The 22,900-nt window shown below is 56.2% G+C and carries 26 protein-coding genes and 1 tRNA gene; 18 read left to right on the plus strand and 9 right to left on the minus strand.

Annotated elements, in window-relative coordinates; translation table 11 throughout:
- Positions 1-25: 25 nt before the first annotated feature.
- Genes CKW17_RS03245 through CKW17_RS30300 form a run of 6 tightly spaced genes read left to right on the plus strand, consistent with a single transcriptional unit; the run spans position 26 to position 5,440 of the window.
- Entirely contained in the window at positions 26-295 is a 270-nt protein-coding gene (locus tag CKW17_RS03245) for a DUF1799 domain-containing protein (protein WP_095119023.1), read from the plus strand.
- A 27-nt stretch (positions 296-322) separates the two neighbouring features.
- On the plus strand, positions 323-3,373 hold the full coding sequence (locus CKW17_RS03250; protein ID WP_095118682.1) for a phage tail tape measure protein: 3,051 nt from the start codon (positions 323-325) through the stop codon (positions 3,371-3,373).
- Entirely contained in the window at positions 3,373-3,711 is a 339-nt protein-coding gene (locus CKW17_RS03255) for a phage tail protein (RefSeq protein ID WP_095118683.1), read from the plus strand. Before CKW17_RS03250 ends, CKW17_RS03255 begins: the two co-directional genes overlap by 1 nt.
- 9 nt (positions 3,712-3,720) lie before the next feature.
- On the plus strand, positions 3,721-4,470 hold the full coding sequence (locus CKW17_RS03260) for a phage minor tail protein L (RefSeq protein WP_095118684.1): 750 nt from the start codon (positions 3,721-3,723) through the stop codon (positions 4,468-4,470).
- 1 nt (position 4,471) lies between these two features.
- Positions 4,472-5,236, plus strand: coding sequence for a C40 family peptidase (locus tag CKW17_RS03265; RefSeq protein ID WP_095118685.1), 765 nt, complete (start codon positions 4,472-4,474; stop codon positions 5,234-5,236).
- A 27-nt stretch (positions 5,237-5,263) separates the two neighbouring features.
- The gene (locus CKW17_RS30300) at positions 5,264-5,440 is read left to right on the plus strand and encodes a hypothetical protein (protein WP_176470026.1); all 177 of its coding nucleotides are present in this window, start codon (positions 5,264-5,266) and stop codon (positions 5,438-5,440) included.
- Here CKW17_RS30300 and CKW17_RS03270 read toward each other — a convergent pair.
- Together CKW17_RS03270 and CKW17_RS03275 are read right to left on the minus strand one after the other, a co-directional pair.
- Entirely contained in the window at positions 5,424-5,669 is a 246-nt protein-coding gene (locus CKW17_RS03270; protein WP_095118686.1) for a hypothetical protein, read from the minus strand. The genes CKW17_RS30300 and CKW17_RS03270 overlap by 17 nt on opposite strands.
- 86 nt (positions 5,670-5,755) lie before the next feature.
- Positions 5,756-6,007: a hypothetical protein gene (locus CKW17_RS03275; RefSeq protein ID WP_095118687.1), complete on the minus strand. Its 252-nt coding sequence runs from the start codon at positions 6,005-6,007 to the stop codon at positions 5,756-5,758.
- A 116-nt stretch (positions 6,008-6,123) separates the two neighbouring features.
- Here CKW17_RS03275 and CKW17_RS03280 point away from each other — a divergent pair, with 116 nt between their 5' ends.
- The 10 genes from CKW17_RS03280 to CKW17_RS03325 all read left to right on the plus strand — a co-directional run bounded on the left by CKW17_RS03280 (position 6,124) and on the right by CKW17_RS03325 (position 16,045).
- Positions 6,124-6,546, plus strand: coding sequence for a hypothetical protein (locus tag CKW17_RS03280; protein ID WP_095118688.1), 423 nt, complete (start codon positions 6,124-6,126; stop codon positions 6,544-6,546).
- Between the two features lie 53 nt (positions 6,547-6,599).
- Entirely contained in the window at positions 6,600-7,202 is a 603-nt protein-coding gene (locus CKW17_RS03285; RefSeq protein ID WP_095118689.1) for a tail assembly protein, read from the plus strand.
- Between the two features lie 202 nt (positions 7,203-7,404).
- Entirely contained in the window at positions 7,405-10,974 is a 3,570-nt protein-coding gene (locus tag CKW17_RS03290; protein WP_095118690.1) for a phage tail protein, read from the plus strand.
- A 383-nt stretch (positions 10,975-11,357) separates the two neighbouring features.
- Positions 11,358-12,083: a hypothetical protein gene (locus tag CKW17_RS03300; protein WP_095118692.1), complete on the plus strand. Its 726-nt coding sequence runs from the start codon at positions 11,358-11,360 to the stop codon at positions 12,081-12,083.
- A 76-nt stretch (positions 12,084-12,159) separates the two neighbouring features.
- Entirely contained in the window at positions 12,160-13,341 is a 1,182-nt protein-coding gene (locus CKW17_RS03305; protein ID WP_095118693.1) for a hypothetical protein, read from the plus strand.
- Between the two features lie 4 nt (positions 13,342-13,345).
- Positions 13,346-13,687, plus strand: a complete 342-nt coding sequence (locus CKW17_RS03310) for a tail fiber assembly protein (protein WP_095118694.1) — start codon at positions 13,346-13,348, stop codon at positions 13,685-13,687.
- 43 nt (positions 13,688-13,730) lie between these two features.
- Positions 13,731-14,153, plus strand: a complete 423-nt coding sequence (locus tag CKW17_RS03315; protein ID WP_095118695.1) for a cell wall hydrolase — start codon at positions 13,731-13,733, stop codon at positions 14,151-14,153.
- The gene (locus tag CKW17_RS03320) at positions 14,153-14,665 is read left to right on the plus strand and encodes a lysis system i-spanin subunit Rz (RefSeq protein WP_095118696.1); all 513 of its coding nucleotides are present in this window, start codon (positions 14,153-14,155) and stop codon (positions 14,663-14,665) included. Before CKW17_RS03315 ends, CKW17_RS03320 begins: the two co-directional genes overlap by 1 nt.
- A gap of 10 nt (positions 14,666-14,675) precedes the next feature.
- Positions 14,676-15,389 (plus strand): hypothetical protein, encoded by a 714-nt coding sequence (locus CKW17_RS29575; RefSeq protein WP_141234548.1) that lies wholly within the window; start codon positions 14,676-14,678, stop codon positions 15,387-15,389.
- 425 nt (positions 15,390-15,814) lie between these two features.
- Positions 15,815-16,045 (plus strand): hypothetical protein, encoded by a 231-nt coding sequence (locus tag CKW17_RS03325; protein WP_095119024.1) that lies wholly within the window; start codon positions 15,815-15,817, stop codon positions 16,043-16,045.
- A gap of 31 nt (positions 16,046-16,076) precedes the next feature.
- On the opposite strand, the gene CKW17_RS03330 is transcribed toward CKW17_RS03325, so the two are convergent.
- The 4 genes from CKW17_RS03330 to CKW17_RS03345 all read right to left on the minus strand — a co-directional run bounded on the left by CKW17_RS03330 (position 16,077) and on the right by CKW17_RS03345 (position 19,079).
- Positions 16,077-16,802 carry a hypothetical protein gene (locus tag CKW17_RS03330; protein WP_095118697.1) on the minus strand — a complete coding sequence of 242 codons (726 nt, stop codon included), beginning with the start codon at positions 16,800-16,802 and terminating at the stop codon, positions 16,077-16,079.
- A gap of 407 nt (positions 16,803-17,209) precedes the next feature.
- Complete coding sequence (locus CKW17_RS03335; protein ID WP_095118698.1) at positions 17,210-18,235, minus strand: hypothetical protein; 1,026 nt, start codon at positions 18,233-18,235, stop codon at positions 17,210-17,212.
- 345 nt (positions 18,236-18,580) lie between these two features.
- Entirely contained in the window at positions 18,581-18,790 is a 210-nt protein-coding gene (locus tag CKW17_RS03340; protein ID WP_034156506.1) for a hypothetical protein, read from the minus strand.
- A 201-nt stretch (positions 18,791-18,991) separates the two neighbouring features.
- Positions 18,992-19,079 (minus strand) — tRNA-Ser (locus CKW17_RS03345).
- Between the two features lie 122 nt (positions 19,080-19,201).
- Here CKW17_RS03345 and CKW17_RS03350 point away from each other — a divergent pair.
- Positions 19,202-19,873 carry a Bax inhibitor-1/YccA family protein gene (locus tag CKW17_RS03350; RefSeq protein ID WP_095118699.1) on the plus strand — a complete coding sequence of 224 codons (672 nt, stop codon included), beginning with the start codon at positions 19,202-19,204 and terminating at the stop codon, positions 19,871-19,873.
- Between the two features lie 85 nt (positions 19,874-19,958).
- Here CKW17_RS03350 and CKW17_RS03355 read toward each other — a convergent pair whose 3' ends face one another.
- On the minus strand, positions 19,959-20,276 hold the full coding sequence (locus tag CKW17_RS03355; RefSeq protein WP_095118700.1) for a YceK/YidQ family lipoprotein: 318 nt from the start codon (positions 20,274-20,276) through the stop codon (positions 19,959-19,961).
- Positions 20,277-20,333: 57 nt separating this feature from the next.
- Positions 20,334-20,771 (minus strand): Lrp/AsnC family transcriptional regulator, encoded by a 438-nt coding sequence (locus tag CKW17_RS03360; protein WP_007915449.1) that lies wholly within the window; start codon positions 20,769-20,771, stop codon positions 20,334-20,336.
- 149 nt (positions 20,772-20,920) lie between these two features.
- On the opposite strand from CKW17_RS03360, the gene CKW17_RS03365 reads away from it, so the two are divergent.
- A complete protein-coding gene (locus CKW17_RS03365) occupies positions 20,921-21,814 on the plus strand; it encodes a DMT family transporter (RefSeq protein ID WP_095118701.1) in 894 nt (297 codons plus the stop codon).
- Between the two features lie 3 nt (positions 21,815-21,817).
- Here the strand turns inward: CKW17_RS03365 and CKW17_RS03370 are convergent, their stop codons facing one another.
- Positions 21,818-22,858 (minus strand): FUSC family protein, encoded by a 1,041-nt coding sequence (locus CKW17_RS03370; RefSeq protein ID WP_026000472.1) that lies wholly within the window; start codon positions 22,856-22,858, stop codon positions 21,818-21,820.
- Positions 22,859-22,900 lie beyond the last annotated feature (42 nt).

The raw sequence follows: 22,900 nt of genomic DNA on the forward strand, positions 1-22,900 counted from the left end.
CGGGCCCTCTGCTGAGCAGTTGGCAATCCTCGGGCTGACGGCTGCCGATTTGTCCGGTGATGATGTAGAGGTCTGGCCATGCAACTGGCCGGCCTTTCTCTTGTTCAACCGAATGTCCACGCAGTGGCGGGTCGGCACCGGAGGAGCCATCGGCCTCGATTACAACTGCATCCGAGACGTTGCCAGCTTCCTCGGCATCAAGAAAAAGAAACTCGCTGAAATCTTTCCTGACCTGCAGGTGCTGGAAGGCGAAGCCCTGCGCGTTATGGCGGAGGAAAGGGAAAACAGCCCGTAACCTCGGGCACTTATTCAAGGTGAGTCGATGAACATTGCAGAACTCGGCGTCAAGATCGACTCGGCCGATGCGATCGAGGCTAAATCGAGCCTGGATGAAATGGCGAAGGCCGGGGGCCGGGCCGAGCAGTCCGCCGTTTCGCTGATGAATGAAATGCAGGCGCTGGAGAAGTCGCTTTCTACCAACGCCAAGACCACACAGGACCTTGCCAAACAGCGCGATGCGTTGGCGAAGCTGACCAAGACCGGCGCTTATGGCGAGGCTGAGGCCGCGAAGATCTCGGCGCAGCTCGACAAGCAGCAGGTAGCGCTGGCCAAGTCGGCCATGGATGAACAGAAGGCACTCAATAGCCTGCTGGGCGCCATCGACCCCGCCCGCGCCGCACTGGCGAAGCTGGATACCCAGGTCGAGCAATTGGGCAAGCATCTGGATGCAGGCCGGATCAGTCAGGACGAGTACAACACCGCCCTGAGCAAGATCGACAAGGACTACGACAAGCTCAACAGAACCACCACCGGTTTCGACAAATTGCGACTCGGCACGCGCCAGGCGCAGGAAAACGTCGTGCAACTGGGGAATGCGCTGTCTTCGGGAGACTGGGGTAGCGGCGTTCGCGCAGTCGCACAATTGGGCGCTGGTGCGGGTGAGGGTGCGGCGGGACTGCTTGCCATTCTTGGCCCGCTTGCGCTGGCCACCGCTGCCGTGGGTGGACTGGCATACGCTTTTTACAAGGGCAGCGAGGAGCAGGACAGCTACAACAAATCGTTAATCCTCACCGGCAATTACGCCGGTGTGAGCGCCGGGCAATTGGGCGACATGGCCCGTCAGGTCAGCGCAACCGTTGGTACCATTGGCCAAGCCGCAGCCGTGCTGGCTCTGCTTGCCGACAATGGCAAGATCGCCGGCGAGAGCTTTACGGGCATCACTCAAGCCGCGGTGTCGATGCAGGAAGCGACCGGCAAGGCAGTGAGCGAGACGGTAGCGGAGTTCGCCAAGCTCGCCGACGACCCGATCAAAGCCTCTGCCGCGCTGAATGAGCAGTACCACTACCTGACCGCTTCGGTTTACTCGCAAATCACCGCGCTGGAGAAGCAGGGCGATCATGCCGGCGCCGTGAAGCTGGCCACCGAGTCGTTCGCTGATGCAATCAACGAGCGCACACCTCGAATCCTCGAGAATCTGAGTTTCTGGGAGAAGGGCTACAACGCCGTTGCTCGGGCTGCTGATGGATTGAAGAATATCGGGCGCAGCGATATCGGCGCCGATATCGAGCAAGCTCAGCGCGACTTGGCGAGCGCTCAGGCTGGCAATATCGGCTTGTTCCAGAACAAGCAGGAGATGATCGATCTCTACCAGAATCGTCTCAACATGCTGGAGGATCAGAAGGCTGCCGAAGCCGATATCGCCAAATGGCAAGGAGAGCAGGCGAGAGCTCAGGGCGATGCCGTCTCCTCAATGGCGAAGGTAGACGCACTCACCAAGTCAGCGTGGACGAATGAGCAGAAACGTACCGACGCGATCAAGGAGTACAAGCGGCAGCTCGAAGACATCCGCAAGGTAGCCCCCAATGACCCGCGCCTGAATCGGGCCGCGATCGATAAGAACCTGGCGAACATCAACGACCAGTTCAAGGATTCGAAAGCGGCCGGGTCGCAGGTTGATCTGACCAGTTTCAACAACGCCAAGAACAACCTCGCAGCCATCAGCGAAGAGTACAAAAACGCCCAGAAGGAACTGGACGCCGCGCAGAAGGCCGGACTCGTTTCTCAAGTTGACTACGCCTTGAAACGCGAAGCACTGATCGGCAACGAGCGCGACGAGGTAACCGCAGCCTACGAGGCAGAGATTGCCGCACTGGAAGCCGCGAAGGCGAAGAAAACCACCTCTGCCGCACAAAGCATCCAACTGGACCAGAAGATCGCCGACGCCCGCGCGGGCATGGTCAAAGCGCAGAAAGATGCGGACAGCCAGCTCGAGGTTTTGGCCACAAACGAGACCGGCCGTCTCGCCCGACAAGAACGTTCGATCACCACCTACGTTCAGGCCTTGGCTCAACAGCAGCGAGCGCTGGAGCTGGCAGGGCAGCGAGCTGTTCTCGGCGTCGGGCAGGGCGATCGACAGAACGCACTCAACAATGAGCTGAACAGTCAGCAGGATCGGTTCGCTCAACAATCACTGGAACTGGCAAACCAGAAGTCCGATACGTCGCGGAATATGTCGGAGGAGGAGTTCGCCCGCAAGTCGCAGGCTCTCGCCGATGCGAACAAGGCCGCAACCGATCAGATCCGGCAGAACTACGCCGATGTCGAGAAAGCTCAAGGGGACTGGACCAAGGGCGCAACGTCGGCTTGGGCCAATTACCTGGACTCGGCGAGCAATATCGCCGGCCAGACAAAGACCCTGTTCGGTAACGCTTTCAGCTCGATGGAAGACGCCGTCGTCAACTTCGCCATGACAGGGAAGCTGTCGTTTGCTGACTTCACCAAGTCGATTTTGGCGGACATGGCGCGGATCGCGACTCGGCAGGCCAGTTCGGCGCTGCTGAGCAGCCTCGTGGGTGCCGCCACCAGTTACTTCACTGGCGGCGGTGGCGGTAATGGGCTGGCGGCTGGATCAGCGGGTGCGATGTCGTCGAATCTCGGCGCATCGTCGGCGGGATACTCCAGCAACTACTTCCCGCAAGCGCTCGGCGGCGCCTGGTCGTCCGGCGTGCAAATGTTCGCCAATGGCGGCGCATTCACCAACAACATCGTCAGCACGCCAACCGCCTTCGGGATGGCAGGCGGCCGGGCGGGCGTCATGGGTGAGGCGGGGCCGGAGGCAATCATGCCGCTGACCCGGACTTCCAACGGCAAGCTGGGTGTTCTCGCCGCCGGCGGTGGCTCCGGGACTGCGATCAGCATCAGCGCACCGGTCACAGTGGTGACGCAGGATCGAGGCTCCGAAGGGATGCAGATCGACCAGCAGGCGCTGTCGAGAAACCTGCAATCGCAAATGCAGGCCGTGGCCGAGAAAGCCGTCGCTGACTCTTGGCGCGCGGGCGGTACCAGCTTCCGAAATGCAAATGGGAGGGCCTGATGGCCATCGAGAAATTCACCTGGCCAACCGGGCGCGGGGAAACACCCGATATGAACTATCGGGTGCGCTCCTCCAAGTTCGGCAATGGCTACGCCCAAAATGTCGGCGACGGACCAAACAACAAGGAGGACTCCTACCCGATCACCTGCGTCGGCCACAAGGCCAAGGTGCAGCAGATCATGGCGTTCCTCGATAGGCACGCCGGGGCAAAGGCGTTTCTCTGGACAACGCCGCTCGGCGAACTCGGACTGTTCACCTGCAAAAATCCCGCTCCCACACCAATGGGCGGTGAGGTCTTCAAACTCACCGCCACGTTCGAGCGGGCATTCAAACCATAAGGGGCAATCATGCCGCTGATCAGTGACATTCAGGTGCTTGAGCCTGGCAGCGAAGTGCTGCTCTTCGAATTGGACGGCACGGACTACGGTGCGGACGTTCTGCGCTTTCACGGGCACGCGATTCCGCATACGGCGGCCGAGTTGATCGCTGCCGGCGACGATGCCGACCAGCTCCCGGCAAAGGCGATCTACTGGCAGGGCAATGAGTACAGCGCCTGGCCGATGCAGATTGAAGGGATCGAGGCAAATGGCGACGGCACGGCGGTCCGGCCCACTCTGTCGGTGGGCAACGTAAACGGCCGCATCACTGCGCTTTGTCTGGCGTTCGAGGATCTACTCGAATTCAAGCTGACGATGCGGCACACGCTCGGCACCTACCTCGATGCCGCCAACTTTCCGGCCGGCAATCCAACGGCAGATCCAACCCAAGAGACAATCGAGGTCTGGTACATCGACCAGAAAACGAACGAGGACGGGGAGAACGTAAGTTGGGAATTGGCCAGCCCGGGCGACGTGGGCAACGAATCGATCGGCCGGCAGGCCACGACCCTTTGCCACTGGTGCCTCACCGGTGGTTACCGTGGGCCGAACTGCGGATACACCGGGCCATACGTGACCAAGGACGGCATCGTCACCGACAACCCGGAGCTGGATGAATGTGACGCCACGCTGGGCAAAGGTTGCATCCCGCGCTTCGGAGAGGGTAACCCGCTGCCGTTCGGTGGCTTCCCGGCTGTTTCCCTGATCGCACGGAGCTGACATGCGAAAGCACATCTTGAATGCGATCCAGGCGCACGCGGCGGCCGAGTACCCAAAAGAGTGCTGCGGTCTGCTGCTGGCGATCGGGCGAAAGCAACAATACTTCCCCTGCATCAATGTCTCGACTGAGCCGAACGAAGAGTTCCGTATCGATCCGGAGGAGTACGCAGTGGCCGAAGACGTCGGCGAAGTAATCGGCGTGGTTCATTCGCATCCGGACGCAACCAGCCGACCGTCACCGCGTGACCTCGCCATGTGCGAAGCGACCGCAATGCCTTGGCATATCCTGAGCTGGCCGGAAGGAGACCTGCGCACCATCGTGCCGACCGGCGAGGTGCCGCTGCTGAAACGGCCTTTTGTGCACGGGGCTTGGGACTGCTGGCAGGTGTGCGCCGATTGGTACAAGCGCGAGTGGGGGCTGGAATTCGAAGCATTCAAGCGCGCTGATGGCTGGTGGGAAAGCAAGGACAACACCAGCCTCTATGAGGCGAACTACGAGGCAGCCGGCTTCTACCGCGTCGACCAGCCGCAGCGCGGCGACATGATCGTGATGGAAGTGGGGCGCACCGTTTACCCGAACCACGCCGGAATATTCCTTGGCACTGATCCTGCGCTGCCCGGTGAGGATGCCGCGACGTTTGGCCCGGGGCCGTTTCTGCTGCACCACCTGTACGGGAGACCGTCTGAGGTCATCGTTTTCGGTGGCCCTTGGCTTGACCGAACACGCCTGATTCTCAGGCACAAAAATGCACAACCAACCAAATGACGCGGCCAGTCCGCGGGAGATAGATTTATGAGTCAGCCATTTGAAGTAACACAAGACGGTAAAGTGCGCATTGTCGAAGCTGTCATCCGCGACAATGCGCGCCATGAAGCTGGCGAATCAGTCCTGGCTCAAGCGTGGAGCGTTTTGTTGCAAAAGAATGCGCAGGGCCAGGTTATCGCCGCGGGATTCATAGTTTCCCAGTGATAACAGCGATCAGACTGTCGACATATTGATCATGGAGACCCTTGTCGATTCCGCTATAGGAGTTCGATTTCAGAGCTGCGAGATCAGTTGCCAGTACGGCGGCAATCGCCGGATTTCCCTCGGTGACTCTTCGGCTCAAAGTGCCAATGGCATTCGTGTTAAAAACGATCGCAGTTTTTAACACCGTCTCAAGATCAGCTATGCGCTGTTCGGCGGTTCTGTTCGTCATATGTCACTTTCCTTGCGTTATCCGCGCCGAGATTGGCGCAATCCCAGTCCTTGGGTTTGCAGGCAAAGGACTGGGGAATCCCTTGCTCAGGTTGCTTTCAAGCCGTCGTACGGCATTAGGGTGATGTCGACCTGTAAAAGGTGTCCGTCTTCGCCCTTGACGATTTCAAGTGGAACGCCTGGGTGAAGTACTTGGGTTACGACCCATCCACCCGTAAAGATAAATTTCACCTCGACAGGAGTGGGTACGCCTCGAAAATTGAATACAAGCTTTCCTCCGACGGGAGTATTTCTTAGTGATTCGGTAAATTGCTCAGATAAGTCGGCGTTCCGTTTCATATTCGTCCCCTGAACGTGAGGCATCACGCTACTACAGCGTGCACGGTGCCGTTACTGTTGATTCGTACAGCGCAGATCCGGTGTAATCTTGCAGCTTTCCCACAGGAGTGACCTGCATGAAAGTGATCTTAGGAGCGCTGGCGGTAGCGCTGTTGGCGGGGTGTGCGTCTTCCGCTATTCCGGTGAGCCAGGCTGATCCGGTGCCGCGTGATGAGCTGTACGCGTTTCAAACCAAACCAACCGGCGAAAGCGGCAAGGTAACGGTCGTCCGGGACTCGGGAATGGTTGGATCGGGTTGTGACATCGTCGTGTATGTCGATGGCCGGAAGGCCGCGAAAATCGGCACCGGTCAGCGCGCTTCCTTTTATCTGCCGCCGGGTAATCCAAGTATTGGAGCAGGTCTCGCTGGCTCCGGGCTGTGTGGCGGGGCAGCCATTCGTACGATCTCTGCCAATGTGCAAAACGGCAAAGAAAGCCTCTACCGAATCAGTGGAGATATGAGCGGCTTCTTTCTCGGACCGTACGTTGATTATCAGTAAATGAATTCGCAATCAGCCGCCTTCGGGCGGTTTTTTTATGCCTGGAGAAAGTCATGCAATCGAGCGTTGCTCACTATCAGCCGATGACTACGATCAAACTGTCCGGTTCTCTTGCGGCCAAATTTGGCAGAGTTCATCGTCGAGTATTGGATTCTGGTCAGACTTGGGAAGCCTTCCGAGCATTGAAGGCGACGCTTGAGGGGTTCAAGGAGGAGATTCAGCGCCTTGATCGGCTGGGCATGCGCTTCGCCGTGTTTCGCAATCGAAAGAACGTTGGCGAAGCGGAATTTGGCTTGGGTGGTGCAACCGACATTCGTATCGTGCCGGTCATCCATGGAAGCAAGAAGGCTGGGTTGATTCAAACCATTGTCGGTGCTGTTCTGATCGTTGCCGGTACGTTTCTTTCGACCACGCCATTTGGTGCGCCGCTGATTGGCGCGGGTATCGGCCTTGTCGCCGGCGGCGTGATCCAGATGCTCAGCCCCCAAGCCTCAGGTCTGAAGCAAAGCGCGTCCCCAGAGAACTCACCGTCCTACGCCTTCGGCAGCGCCAAGAACACCACGGCCAGTGGCAACCCGGTTCCGATCTGTATCGGCGAACGCCGGTGGGGCGGGATGATCATCTCAGCCTCGATCCTGGCTGAAGATAAGACCTGACAGCAAAAACCCTCACCCAAACGAGGAGGGATTGGCCCTCCAAGTTGAAGGAGGGCTTTTGATGGGAGAATCGTTTCCACGGATTCGCGCAATTACTTGGAATTTAATCCGCTTTGCTATCTGTGCGATGAAACTTTACATGAGCCTCAGCGCTTGTGACCAAACCGCCCTTGAGGCGGTTTTTTTATGCCTGGAGGAAAGCATGGGCGCAGCAGCACAGATCGATATCCACGGTGAGAAAGGCGGCAGCAGCAAGCCGAAGTCGCCGACCGAAGCCAGTGACAGCCTGCGCTCGACCAACTTGGCCAAGCTGCTGATCGCTGTGGGCGAGGGTGAGTTCGACAGCGTCCCGACCGATTACGACATCTATCTGGATAACACGCCGATCCGCGATGCCAGCGGCAACTACAACTTCCCGAACGTGAAGTGGGACTGGCGCCCGGGCTCGGTGGATCAGACCTACATCCCGGGCATTCCGTCAGTTGAAAATGAGACATCGCTCAACATCGAGCTGCGCAGCGATTCGCCGTGGGTGCGCTCGATCACCAACACCCAGCTTTCCGCTGTACGCATGCGTCTGGCGTGGCCGGCGCTGCAACGGTCTGATGACCAGGGCAACGTCGGCGGTTACCGTATCGAATACGCGATCGATGTGGCCACCGATGGCGGCGCCTATCAGCAGGTGCTGATGGATGCCGTCGACGGCAAGACCACCACGCGCTACGAGCGCTCGCGCCGCATCGATTTGCCGGACGCAACAACTGGCTGGCAGATCCGCGTGCGCCGCCTGACGCCGAACCAGAACACCAACAAGATCGCCGACACCATGTTGGTAGCCGGCTACACCGAAGTGATCGACGCCAAGCTGCGCTATCCGAACACTGCGCTGCTCTATATCGAATTTGACGCCGAGCAGTTCACCAACATCCCGGCCGTGACCGTGAAGTGCAAGGCCCGGCGTTGGATGGTTCCGAGCAACTACGACCCGATCGCACGCACCTATACCGGGACGTGGGATGGCTCGATGAAGTCGGCCTGGACCAATAACCCGGCGTGGATCACCTACGGCGTGTGCACCGAAGACCGTTTTGGCCTGGGCAAGCGAATCAAGCCTTTCATGGTGGATAAGTGGGAGCTTTACCGCATCGCCCAGTATTGCGATCAACTGGTGCCGAACGGGCTGGGCGGCCAGGAACCGCGTTTCCTCTGCGACATGAACTTGCAGGGCAAGGCTGATGCTTGGTCGCTGTTGCGAGATATCTCGGCGATTTATCGGGGCATGACCTACTGGGCGCAGGGTCAACTGGTGATGCAGGCCGACATGCCGCGCGCGCAAGACTTCGACTACGTCTTTACCCGGGCAAACGTCATCGACGGGAAATTCTCCTATGGCAGCGCATCGGCAAAGACTCGTTACACCCGGGCGCTGGTCAGCTACGACAATCCGGCAAACAACTACGACACCGACGTCATTCCATTCGCCGACCTCGATCTGCAGCGCCGCTACGGCGACCGTCCGACCGAGCTGAGCGCCATTGGCTGCACGCGTGCGTCCGAGGCTCAGCGCCGTGGCAAGTGGGCGATCCTCAGCAACAACCAAGACCGCACCGTGTCGTTCAAGACCGGCATGGAAGGTGTGATTCCGCTGCCGGGGCACATCATCCCGGTGGCGGATTCGCTGCTGGCTGGCCGTGAAGTCGGCGGCCGGATCTCGGCGGTGGCGGGGCGTGTGATCACCCTCGATCGCGACACCCAGGCCAAGGCCGGTGATCGTCTGATCATCAACCTGCCGGGCGGACGCGCCGAAGGTCGGACCGTGCAGAGCGTCAACGGCCGCGCCGTAACCGTCACAGTCGCCTACAGCGAACCGCCGGTGGCGCAGTTGCAATGGGCGCTCGACGCCGATGACTTGGCGATCCCGCTCTATCGCGTGCTGCGCACCAAGCGCACCACCGAGGGTGATTACGAAATCAGCGCGCTGCAATTCGAACCGAGCAAGTTCGCATTCATCGACACTGGCGCTCGCCTTGAAGAACGCCCGATCAGCGTGATCCCGATCACCGTCGTTCCGGCGCCGGCTAGCGTTTCGCTGTCGTCGACTTCATCGGTCGTGCAGGGTCTGGCCGTGGCCACCATGACGATCACCTGGCCCGCCGTGGATGGCGCGGTCGGCTATGACGTGGAATGGCGCAAGGACAGCGGCAACTGGATCAAGCTGCAACGCACGGGCATGACCAACGTTGACGTGGTTGGCATCTACGCCGGGGCCTATGTGGCCCGAGTGCGTGCGGTGAGTGCTTTCGACATCACGTCGCCATGGCGCAACTCGATCCTGACCAACCTCAGCGGTAAGCAGGGGCTGCCACCGGCGCTGGCTTTCTTGACCGCAACACCGTTGCTGTTCGGTATTTACCTCAAGTGGGGGTTCCCTGCTGGCGCGGAGGACAGCCAGCGCACGGAAATCTGGTACGGCCCGACGACTGAACTGGATGCCGCGACCAAGCTTACAGACCTGGCCTATCCGCAGAGTGATTTCTCCATGCTCGGTCTGCGCGCCGGTGTGACCTTCTATTTCTGGGGGCGAATCGTCGACAAGATCGGCAACATCGGGCCGTGGTATCCGATCGGATTTGGCGTACAGGGGCAATCCAGTTCTGACGCCGCTGCCATTCTGGAAATGATCGCCGGACAAATCACCGAAACGGAACTCGGCGAGGATCTTCTGGCTGAGATCGAGAAGATCCCTGGCTTGCAGGCGCAGATTGATGCGCTCGATGGGCTGAAAGGCTACAACCCAGACGACACCTACGAAGAGTACGACTTGGTGGTGCAGGGCAAGCGGATATATCAGGCCACCGGCCCGGTACCGGTCGGAACCCCGCCGCCGAATCCGCTCTACTGGCTCGACGTAGGTCAGACTGTGGAAACGGCCAATGGCTTGGCTCAGCAGGTCGCCACCAACACCGCTGGGATCATCGAACTGGATGGAGAGGCAACCGCTCAAGCGACAGCGTTTCAAGCGCTCCGGGCGTCCTACCGTGATGATGATGGGGACGGTGACCTGGCCGACGCCATGAAGGGTTGGACCAGTACGGCGGCGATCGCGGCCGAGGAGAAGGTGCGCGCTTCGGAAAATGAAGCATCAGCTCGACGTCTCGTCATGCTCGACGCGAAGGTGGCCGAGAACTCCGCGAACGTCACGCTTCTTGAAGAAGTCGTTGTCACCAACCAGCAGGCAACTGCTCAGCAGCTTAGCCAAGTCAGCACCACTGTCGGCAACCAGCAAACCGTGATCCAGCAGAACACGTCGATCGTCAACGACGTTAACGGAAAGCTCGCTGCGAGCTGGTCGGTGAAGATGCAATACAACTCAGGTACCGGGCAGTACATCGCTGCAGGTATCGGTCTTGGCATCGAGAATGGTCCAGCGGGATTGCAGAGCCAATTCTTGGTCAGTGCTGATCGGTTCGCCATTGTGAACACGATTGCCGGCGGCGCTATCTCGGTGCCGTTTGCGGTGCAGGGTGGGCAGGTGTTCATGAACTCCGCGTTCATCCAGGACGGCAGCATTACGATGCTGAAGATTGGTCAGTACCTGCAATCGGACAACTACATTGCCGGCGTGCAGGGCTGGCGCCTCGATAAAGCCGGAAACCTTGAGTTCAACGGGCCGGCGCCTGGTGGAGGCCGTCTCACAATGACCAATCGCGCAATCAAGGTGTTCGACCAGAACGGGGTTAAACGCGTCCAACTCGGAGACTTGACTGCATGACTTTCGGGATAAACGTATGGAATGGAAGTGGAGCTCTCACTCTGGATATGGGTGATTTCACACTACAAAAACTCGCGGTCATGGTACTACCAGCCAACCCATCAGGCGGAGGCGCAAGGCCAGCCCCACGTAGCGATTATATTTTGATGGATGTTTCTGGATATAATCCATCTACATGCTTTGTAACGATAACACCTCGAAACTATAATACCGGTTCTAGTTTTGGCCGTTCTGTAATTCCTACCTATCGGGATTTAGGCGGAACGCAGATTGCAATTATTCCATATGCAAATTACAGGGCGCCAAACGGTACAGGTGGGTGGATAGAGTCATGGGTTGAAAGCACTGTTGAATGCGTAATTGAAGTAGTCAGGGTGGTTTGAATGGCTGATTTCGGCTTGTCTGTTACAAATGATTATGGATCCATTTTAATTTCCAGTGACTACAAAATTATGGTGTTCTCAGAAAGGGGGACTTTCAAAATAACATCTCAGTATACGAATGTAGAGGGGCAAGGGTCTGTCAACTTCAATAAACCGATTATGACTCAGGAGCCACCTCAGGTATTCGTGCGTTTTGTCTCGGGCGTACATAGCGACCTCGGTATCTTTACCATACTTTTAGGCGCCCCCGGCAACTGGACCGGGTTCCGGGTGGTTTCTGCTGTTCGAGGTAATCCAAACTTACAAGACTATACACTGGAATATGTCTCGTGCATGTACTCAAACCTAAAAAGTACGTCTGATTACGGGCTGGAACTGTTCGACTATCAAGGGAATGTCATATATTCATCAAGTGATAATGTTGTGCGGTTTAGCAAGTTCAGTAAGAGTTGGACTCTGACGCAAGGTAATCAGGTCGATTTTTATGATAGTGGCCTCACTATCGAAGCTGATGATTTTATCTCTATATCATCTATTGATAGGGGGGTTGGCTGGTTTGCTGGTCATTCACAGTATGCAGGCATTACCCTGCTATCAAATGGCGTAAGAATGCTGCGGATAATAAACCAAATCATTGCTGGTGATTGGTACTATCAGGGTGTAAACAATACGTGTCTAGCCATACCTGTTTGTAAGTTTCCAGCTTCAAGGTACTTTAATGTGTGATGTATTTAGGCTGCCGGACATTTGTTTAGGTAGCACTAATAATATCTTGAGCTCGTAAATTTCTGGAGGTTTCACAATGCCCTGGCACAGATCGGGAACGGTTTCTGTTATCCAAAATTCGAACGTCGTTACCGGCGTTAATACAGCTTTTGCCGCCAATACCCGAATCGGAGACGCATTTATCGGGCCAGACGGCCGTCAATACGAGCTTGGCAACGTCGCCAGCGATACGGTGATTTCGATCATCCCGCCGTATTTGGGCGCGACCGCATCTGGCGCGGCCTATGCGATTGCACCGATCAAGGGTTATCAAAAGGCTTTGGCTGATCAGGTTAGCGACTGGGTAAACACCTATGGCGCGAAAATGGCCGCTCTCGGTACTACTGGCAACTATGACACCCTGCCAGTCGCTAAAGGCGGCACCGGCCTGTCGACTTTATCCGCCACGATTCAAGGTCTTCTGAATGATGCTGATCCGGCGGAGGCTCGCGCTACGTTGGGCGCTGCGAAGAGCGGTGCAAACAATGACATCACCGAGCTCAATGCCGTAACCAAGGCTCTCACCGTTGCGCAGGGCGGCGTCTCGAAAGGCTACATCGAGGGGCTGAATTTTACTTGGGTATCCGGTACGCAACTCAGCATTTCACCAGGCGCCGCTTACATCCCGGCGCTTGGTCGCCCGCTCGAAGTCGCAACAACGCTCAATATCAGCATTACGAGCGGGAGCTTGGCAGCGGACACGTTTTACTATCTCTACCTCTACAGCAACGCCGGAGCGCCAACTCTCGAACTGAGCTCAACAATCGCAGACACATACAACGGCGGTACAGCGCGGCAAAAGTCAGGAGATCCAAGCAGGAGATTCCTGTTTTCGGTTCGAAGCGGCCCGGGCGGCAACATCCTGAAGACCGTGCAGAACGGCGATTTGCTGGAGTACCGGAATACCACCAACGCCTCGCCTTACCGGATCGTCGCGGGCAACGGCTCGGTCACCCCGTACACGGTGTACCTCATTTCAATCGTCCCCCCGATCGCCAAGAGTGCCTTGGTCAGTTGCCACAATGCCACGGCTGGTACGGGAGGGCCGACGCTTTGGGTCACCGATTTCGAATTCCAATACATGCTTGTCCGAGGGATCGACAGTTCGACGAGGCAGTTGCTCAGACTGCCTTTGGTGAACCTGAGTTTCGTGTTTTTCTTCGCCGCCGCCGGTGGCAGCGCGAACTTTGACATTGTCGGCTACAGCGCGGAGCGATAATCGAATGGAAGGATTTGTAATCACCGAAACCTCTTGGGCACCTTACACCGAAGATCGCGGAGTGCTGGAAGGGGAGACGTTTGTAGAGGAAATTCCTCAATGGCTGATCGATAACCTGACGCGCATCGAGGTAGATCGGGAGAACCGCACCATTTTATCTGCCCGTATGGCGGACGCCGGTGTTGTGATTCAGCCGCTGCAGGACGACTTCGACATTGAAGAAATTACCGATGAGGACCTGGCCAGGTTGAAGATATGGAAAAAGTACCGAAGCACCCTCGGCAAGACGCCCGAGCGCGCAGGATGGCCGGAAACCCCGGACTGGCCTGAGCCGCCGCAATCCTGATAGCCCGCCACTGAGCGGGTATTTTTTTTCCTGGAGAAAAGTGATGCCTGTAACCGAAAAAGAACGCGACATCCTCGCTCGAACTATCTGGGGCGAGGCTCGCGGCGAAGGGACGGCTGGCCAAGTGGCCGTGGCCTGGACGATCCGCAACCGTGTGTTTGATGGAAAGGAAATGTCTTGGTGGGGCGAGGGCTACGCCGGGGTGTGCCAAAAGCCGTATCAGTTCAGTTGCTGGAACAAGACCGACGCGAACTATCCGTTCCTGATCGGCTTGAAGCAGATCCCGTTCCGCGAACTGGCGCAATGTCGCATCGCGGCTGACCAGGTGATCGATGGCAAGGTGCCAGACCCAACCGGCGGCGCCACCCACTACTACGCCACCAGCATCAGGGCGCCGGGTTGGGCGGCGAAGGCGAAGCAGACCTTGCGGCTGGGCAATCACATCTTCTTCAAGGATGTGCCGTGATGGTCGTTCCGTGGAAGACGGTGGGCGCAGTGGTGCTGGTGCTGATCGGTGCCGGCAGCGCCTGGCAGTTTCAGGACTGGCGCTACGGCAAGCAACTGGCCGAGCAGGTCCGGCAGCACGCCGAAACCCTCAATCAAATGACCCAAGCCGCTGCCACCGCGCAGCAGGCCGAGCAGGACAAACGCCTGGCGCTCGAGCAGCGGCTGGCGGCCAGTGAGCAAACCCACTTCAGGAAAATGACCGATGCCCAACGTGACCAAGATCGCCTGCGTGATCGCCTTGGCACTTCTGATTTGCGGTTGTCAGTCCTCCTCGACGCAACCGACGCTGCCAAAGGCTGTGGGGTGCCAGCCACCTCCAGCGCCGGCGGCGTGGATCATGCAGCCGTACGCGCCAGACTTGACGCGGCGCATGCTCAACGAATTATCGCCATCACCGACATCGGTGACAGGGGATTGATTGCACTGGCCGCATGCCAATCCTATGTGAGAGAGTTACTGTTTAAAAAATAAAGGCTCTTCTATGGAAACCTATTTTATTCAAGGGATTGTATTGCCGGAACGAGCAAGCTTTGATCTGAAATGGTCGGTCAAAGGTACTCACTTGGCGAGCGGGGGGATTTGTTCGGCAGACGTAACGGTACTCTGCAATCAGGTAGCCATTTGGTTGAGCTCTGATAGTGAAATTCAAACTTTAGACTTGAAGCACCTTGTAAATTACTTGGTTGTAGATCAGTTGTCGGCGATTTCGTACCTTGTCGGCTGTGTTTATGATTTTCAAATTACAAGGGTGATCAACAGGAATGCCGGGGTCGATTATGTTTATGGTATTGAGAATCAAGTTATTTATGGTCGACGCGGACAGGGGAATATTGAAGCTGATTTGGCAAAAATTCGAGATCTACAAGTAGGTGAACATGGTGTGCTCATTCATAGGTGCTTGGTCGATCTGATGTCGGCAATGCGATATCGTGAAGACACACCATTTTATTGTTATAGAGCGATAGAAAGCTTAAAGCATCACTATTGTTTAAAACACAATATAACTACTAAAAATGAAAGTGAGAAATGGGCTAAATTTAGAGAAGGGGGCGGGTTTAGTAAGGAGCAGATAGTGTGGGTTTCGGAGCTTGCGAAAGAATTGCGTCATGGCAATATTTCTAGCGTCGATAGTGATCAGTGTGCTGAGCTGCTTAGAGTTACTTGGGATATAGTAGATTCGTATGTTGGTCTCTAGGTTTCTGATTTCCTTTGGATGATTTTGGTTTTAATTATTGCGTTTCTCTTTGCATTGAGTGTTTATACAGTTTTTTATTAATAACTTTTTTGCTGGCGGCGCGGCTCATCAAGGAGCGCAAGCTCAATGCGCTCTAGGACTTACTTAAAGAATTGTCGCCATCACCGACACCGACACCGACACCGGCGACCGGGGAATGATTGCCTTACAGGCTTGCCAAGCCTAGGTTCGCTCGGTACGTGATGGCGCTGCGCCATTCTTGCGGTGCCATCAACCCTGAACCATCATTCACATTCAAACTGAATGAAGCGGGTCACGTGGATAAGCAACTGGCTGGCTACTCAATTGTGATGACGATTATCTGGGTTTCAATCGTTCTTTCTGTCATTTATTGGATGTCGTAGTGAAGGTAATAGGTGGCTGAATTGGAAGGGGTGGCGCTGAGCGAGAAGATGCAACGAGAAGCCGATCGGCTGCTGGCGCAAATTGTCCGGGCAGACTCGATGATCATCGCTGTGAAGGCGGGGGCACGGGCGGATGGCTTCGTGCTTGGACTGGAAACCGGCGGGGCTTTGCGCGCCGGTGATTCTGAACGGCTGTACATCATTTGCGAAGCCGCTTTGGTGGAACGCCTGAAAACTCTGTCGCGGGGTTAAATCAATTAACTTGCATGATCAAGCACATCCTTCAGCGCAGACCCGCAGGCGCCGACTTCGTCACAAAACCGTTTCCAGCGCACATCTGGCAATCTTCGCGTGCGCCAAAGTGGTCGAGACAAGCTGGGCAGATGCAGAAGGCTGCCGACTCGATATGAGGTCGTATCTTTTCAAAGGCGTGAAGATCCCGTTCCTCTTGCGCAACCTGAGCGGCTTCTACCAGAGCCCGATAGGCGTCAGAGTCAGAGAGAGGGCGGTGGGCAATCCCGGCAATCATTCGCTCGGTCTCGATCAACTGATACCGACGCCCGTTCATTTCCAGAACCAGACCTGAAATTCGCCCAATTTTTCGGGAAAGCCCTAAGGTCAGCCTTACCCCGTCCGTGTCGGAATAAACCTTCCCGTCATAAGCGAAGGAGGCACCGCGAGGCTCGTCACTCGCGAAGTTGAATATCGAGCGGCTGATAGTACCAAGCAGCTTTCCGTTGTCGAACTGCACAACGTCATAGGTCGAGGCTCCGCGGTATTGGCTGGGCGAATTCTGCAGCTCCTCGACGGCGTGCCAGTACGCGGCGTCTGCCATTTCGTTCATGTCGAACTGCTCAAGCTTGTTGATCAGGCCCTCATCGCGGAGCGTGGCTGCCATCCCATAGAGGGTTTCCCGGTGGCCCTCCGGGTTTTGCATGCGGAAGTCTTGGTCATCGAGAGTTGCGCGCCATTGCTGGAGCCTCAGAGTTTTGGCCTGGTCGAAATTCATGAAAACGGGTTCACTGTACAAATGCTGTATGCATGTACAGTAATCGAGGTCCCGCCGTAGAGCGAGCAAGAAGCGACGAGCTGCGATTAAAGTCGGCTATCGGCCAAAAGCGGTTAGTTCCGAAGACTCTTTCGCCCCAAAGCAGCCCTTCACACAATGTTGTTCATGATGAGAAGCACACCGTTTTGAAGATTCTGTGCGACCGGGGAAACGCGATTGAAGCTTCCTCAAGGTACTTAGACAAGACGCCGCAGTGATGCATCACCGCGATGCCGAAGAGGATTGTACGGACAGCAAGGCTAGCATTGAGCTAACCCGGTCAGGACGTTTGTGCGTGAGGCCCCCGCGTCACCGACAGGGGCTTCTTTTTCGCATTCATTCTGAAATACCACGCTAGCAAGGGCCTGTCAGAGAGCGCATTTTTTGGGCGGTTCAAACGTTATTCCCGTTGATTGTTTGCTTGCCAGAACATAGTTCTCGTCGCCTAGCGATGCTTGGCGATAGCTAAAAGCCGTCTTGCATTCGGTGCCGGGATACATGTCGAATTCGTATATCGAATTTCCAATTGCCAATTCTATTTGTTGGTTGTATCGATTTAGCAGAAGGAGGAATGTTGCTGGTGTGAACGCTCCAACGGCCGAATAAAAAACTATCTGAAAAATCACCGTCGCAACAATGTAGCGACTTCCTTTATCATTAAGCTCAACCCCTAAAAACCACTTTGTAAGTCGTGGTACTTTTTTCGCAAAGCTCGATGCATAAATGAGAAGGGGAGCCATTACAATAGAGACTGGGATAAAAATTGCTCCCGCAGCAATAAAAAGAAATGGGATCGCAAAGATTGCCAAAAAAGACAAAGTATGCGGAAAAGTTATAGGTGGTACATGAGTCATCCCGCCGATAATGTTTCCCGCGATGCTGAATGCGAGATTAGAGCCAATAGCAAATGCGATGGCAATAAGCCCCTTGCCCACCGAGGTTTCATAAAGGATTGCGTAGATGCGATAAACATCATACGCAGCAACGCCTAGGCAATAAATAAAAAACAACATAGCGACCGGTGCGAATAAATTATTCGCGTCCAGCAAGTAAAAATAACCAAGAACAGGGATGCATAGGATGACATTAAGGTAAAGTTGATGGCGACGCTCAAGATTTTCGTACCAGGTTACTACCCCTCCCCAGAATTCGATAAATTCATATTTTCCTGGGTGGAAAATTTGCATCACCCTAACCCCGACCCCAACCGCTAGAAAAAACATACTTGTAGAAAAATATACAAACCGCCAATGACTCGGGATGATAAAAAGTAAAAAGCAAAGGGTAGCGCCAACTAATGCAATGCGCTTCAGAAGGTCGCGAAGGTTCTCACCTCTACCAACTGACTGCGACCCCCCTGAAACAGTATTACTCGTCAGCTTCTGATTTTTCATTATCACTATGATCCTGAATAAAAACGTGTGTTTGCGATGAGATATCGCTCCATATTATCGGAGTAAGAGGCAGAAACTTTAATGTTCTCCGGTCAAGTCAGCACTGGTCGCATGACCTCTATAGAGGTCCCTTTCATTCGCCCACGCCAACTAGCCTTGTGCATGAGTCAGATGAGCTTTTCCGATATCAAATATGCTGGTAAGCGGAAGTAAATCCGCCGAGTCGGCAAAAGAGCGCTCTACCGAAGCTTGCAAAAGCCAAATGAAATCACCGTCGCCTTTCCAGTTGGCCGAAGGACAGCAATGTTTCTGACAGATCAAAGGTCCGCTTCTGGCCGATAGCGGTCACTCGGGTGTCATCAAAACCGCAAGCGTCATCTTGATGAACTCCTCGTTCTTGTCTATTGCCCAGAGGGCGCCCCGTACATTCTCGGCGACATCGGCCGACCCTCGCTGCTCAACCCAATTCGATAGCTCCATGATGGCGGCTTCGAGGGCGAGTTGGTTTTCGTTGATCTTGAAGAGCAGGGAAGGGAGCAGGTCTGAGTTGGGCATTTTGGTTTCCTTGGTAGCCAAAGAACCAGCGTAGCACCGTGTTACATGAAGAGTTTTTTAACGATCGGCAGGACGCCGGAGAGGGGGGAGTTTTGTAACGCGTTGCAAAAAGTTTTGTAACGCTTCGGAAAAAGCCGCAAAAACCTCAGATCCCAGAAACGACAAAGCCCTGAATAATCAGGGCTTTGTCGGTACCAAATATGGCGGAGGCGATGGGATTCGAACTCATGGACCTGTTACAGTCGACGGTTTTCAAGACCGTTGCCTTAAACCACTCGGCCACACCTCCGTTGCGTTGCGGGCGCCATAATACCTGAATGAAACACACTGTCAAACTCTCTGCATGGCTTGTTACAGAGCGTCTGTTATGATCTTTGCGACTGAACGTTTCAAACCAACAGGAGTGTCGCCATGCGCGAACAGGATTACGCAGTTAATAACAGCGTGCAGGCTGAGCAGCTAGAGGTTAGCCGCGTCCTGCGCAACACTTACGGCCTACTGGCTCTGACCCTCGCATTCAGCGGCGTCATGGCTTTTGTCGCTCAGCAGATGCGTGTTGGCTACCCGAATATTTTCGTGGTGCTGATCGGCTTCTACGGGCTGTTCTTCCTCACCAACAAACTCCGTGATTCCGCGTGGGGCCTGGTGTCCGCTTTTGCGCTGACCGGTTTCATGGGTTTCCTGCTCGGCCCGATCCTCAACCGTTACCTGGGCATGCAGGGCGGCGCTGAAGTGGTCAGCTCGGCGTTCGCGATGACCGCGCTGGTGTTCGGTGGTCTGTCGGCCTACGTGCTGATCACCCGCAAGGACATGAGCTTCCTCGGTGGCTTCATCACCGCTGGCTTCTTCGTGTTGCTGGGTGCAACGCTGGCGAGCTTCTTCTTCCAGGTCAGCGGCCTGCAACTGGCGATCAGCGCAGGTTTCGTGCTTTTCTCGTCCGTGTGCATCCTGTTCCAGACCAGCGCCATCATCCACGGCGGTGAGCGTAACTACATCATGGCGACCATCAGCCTGTATGTATCGATCTACAACCTGTTCGTCAGCTTGTTGCAGATCTTCGGCATCATGAGCCGCGACGACTGATTGTTACGTGCAAAAAACAAAAAACCCGCTTATGCGGGTTTTTTGTTGCCTGTGACAATGTCGGTGGGCGCGGCCATATAGTCGATCAATTGATGATGATGCTGCCGTCAGTCTGTTGCCTGTAGATCGTGTAAGGCAGCAACAAGGTGTCGAGCACCCCGGAAGCCACGGCATCAATTGCCCAACCGGGGAGGGCGGCGTTGTACTTGTTACCTTGGTCTATCGGCGCATGCAGGCTGCAGAAGTCATACATCACGCCGCTGTAGATCCTTGGCACCGCCCCACAATAGGATTTGTTCGATTTCAAATCGTCGACGGCGACCTGATCGTCGCGCATCACCGTCTGCACTGTCCCGCAACCGCCTAGCATTAACGCCATCAGCATCACTGCTTGAACTTTCATACCGCCAATCCTTCGCCGGAAAAACCCCAATCTAAGCCAAACATGCAGAAAAAGCACTCACGCCATCGGGGGTAAGCGGCGTTTGACCGGGGTTTTCTTGACGATCGCCGTGTTGGTTTCTGCCAGCGTATTGAGGCGGTCGAGCAGGGTGTCCAACTGCTCCATCGAACGCACGTGCAGGCGGGCGATAAAGCAGTCCTCGCCGGTCACCTTGTCACACTCGGTAAATTCCGGAATCGACAGAATCTGGCGCTCGACCTCCTGCAACTGCCCCGGCAGCGGCCGTACCCGGACGATGGCCTGCAATTGATAGCCGAAGCATTTCGGGTCGATTTCCACGGTGTAGCCCTTGAGCACGCCACGCTCTTCCAGCCGGCGCAAACGCTCGGCCACGCTGGGCGAAGACAAACCACTGATTTGCGCCAGCGCCTTGAGCGAACGCCGTGAATCCTCCATCAGTGCGCTGATAAGAATCTGGTCGATATCGTCGGTCATCACTCAACTCCCGGATTAGGCGATTTCTAATAGTCACCCTCGATAAAAAAGGCAGATCTGCAGTTTAGCCTGCCTTTTACTCTGGAGCGATGCCGTGTTCGCTTGACATACTTTTGCCACACTTTCGCCAAATGCTGAGGAGATTGAAGATGGACAACCCGATCCGTCGCGGCTCATTTGAAATGACCGCTGCCATGCTGATATCCGGAACGATTGGCTGGTTCGTGCTGGTTTCCGGGCAAGCGGTTCTGGACGTGGTGTTCTGGCGCTGCGTATTCGGTGCCGCTACTTTGCTGTTGATTTGCGCGGCATTCGGTTTTCTGCGGCCGGGCATTCTGACCCGTACGACATTCTGGCTGGCGGTGCTCAGCGGGATGGCGATTGTCGGAAACTGGGTGCTGCTGTTTGCTTCGTACTCGCGGGCTTCAATCGCCATTGGCACTGCGGTTTACAACGTGCAGCCGTTCATGCTGGTTGGTTTGGCGGCACTGTTTCTCGGCGAAAAAATAACCGTGCAGAAGCTGTTCTGGCTGGCGATTTCATTTATGGGGATGCTGGCGATTGTCAGCGCCCATGGTCAGCAAGGCAACAGCGGTAACGACTATCTGGTGGGAATCGCCCTGGCGTTGGGTGCGGCTTTTCTCTATGCGATTGCAGCGTTGATCATCAAGCGTTTGACCGGCACACCGCCACATCTGATCGCATTGATCCAGGTCTGCACCGGCGTGCTGTTGCTCGCACCGTTCGCGCATTTTTCCGCACTGCCGCCAACACCAGGGGCGTGGGCCAGTCTGGTGACGCTGGGCATCGTTCATACCGGTTTGATGTATGTGTTGCTGTACGGTGCCATCCAGAAATTGCCGACGGCGCTCACTGGCGCACTGTCCTTCATTTACCCGATTGCAGCGATTTTTGTCGACTGGTTTGCGTTCGGTCATCGCTTGCAGACTTTGCAATGGCTAGGCGTGGCGGCGATTCTCCTCGCGGCCGCTGGCATGCAGCAGGGCTGGGGCTTCAAGGCGCGCCGACTGGTTGCGCAATAAACCTCAGATGTTCCAGCGCGGTGCGGTTTTGGCCAGGCGCTGGCGCATCTCGGCGATGTTCGCCGCTAGTTGCCGGGTCAACAGGCGATAGCCGTCCAGCGCGCTGTAGACCGGCGCATCAAGGCTGGCGTCCGGTAACGCCAGCGGACGATCAAGGCGCTGTATCGCACCGGATTTCAAGGCGCGGGCCATGCCGATCAATTGCACGCGGATCATGCGGTGCTCGGCTTTCAACGCTGATTGCAGATGAGCCATGGCTTCGGGGTCGTTGGCATCGGGGCGGGTGTTGCCGAGGATTTCCAGGGTGCTGATGCACATGCGCAGGTTGCGCTGGATCGCGTCGAGTTCGGTCATGGAGATCTTTACTTCCTTGGACACCGACGGCATCAGCGAACGCAATTGCACCATCACCGCGCTCAAACGGCTCATCAGCTTCAGGTGCTCGTCGGCACTGACCGGCTGGCCGTTGATGATTCGACTGTATACCGTCGCGCAATCGCGCAAGGCATCGGCCAGGTTGTAGCGCCACGAGTACACCGCGTACAGCGGCAGAGCGAAGGAGAACGCCAACGCCAGCGCAATACCGATGAGAATATCGACGCCACGCCACAAGCCGTCGGTGATCGGGTTGTCGCCATGCCCGGCGACAATGAATACGGTAATTGCCGAGAGCAGGGCGGTATAGCCGCCCTTGCCGATGGCGTGATAGGAGAAGAAGCCACAGACCACCGCCATCGCAAAGTAGGTCAGCCATGGCATGCCGAGCCACGCATGCTGCGCCACCAGTAACAAACCGACGCCGGCGCCGATCAAAGTACCGGTGGCGCGCTCGGCGGCTTTCTTGCCGATGTTGCCGTGGTGCTGCAAACCGCCGATGACCACCAGCATGGTCACCGATGCCCACTCACCGTGGGGCAGGTTGATGCCGGTGGTCAGCACAATCGTCGCCAGCAACCCCAATGCCACCCGCACCGCGTGGATCAATCGGGCGTGTCGGTAGCGGCGATACGGGTCCAGGAGCGGACGCAGAATTCGACGCAACAGTGGCGGCAGTCGGTAGGTGCTGAACGTACTCAGTGCAAGGCC

It is taken from the genome of Pseudomonas sp. Irchel s3f10, from assembly GCF_900187515.1.
GTDB classification, from domain to species: domain Bacteria; phylum Pseudomonadota; class Gammaproteobacteria; order Pseudomonadales; family Pseudomonadaceae; genus Aquipseudomonas; species Aquipseudomonas tensinigenes.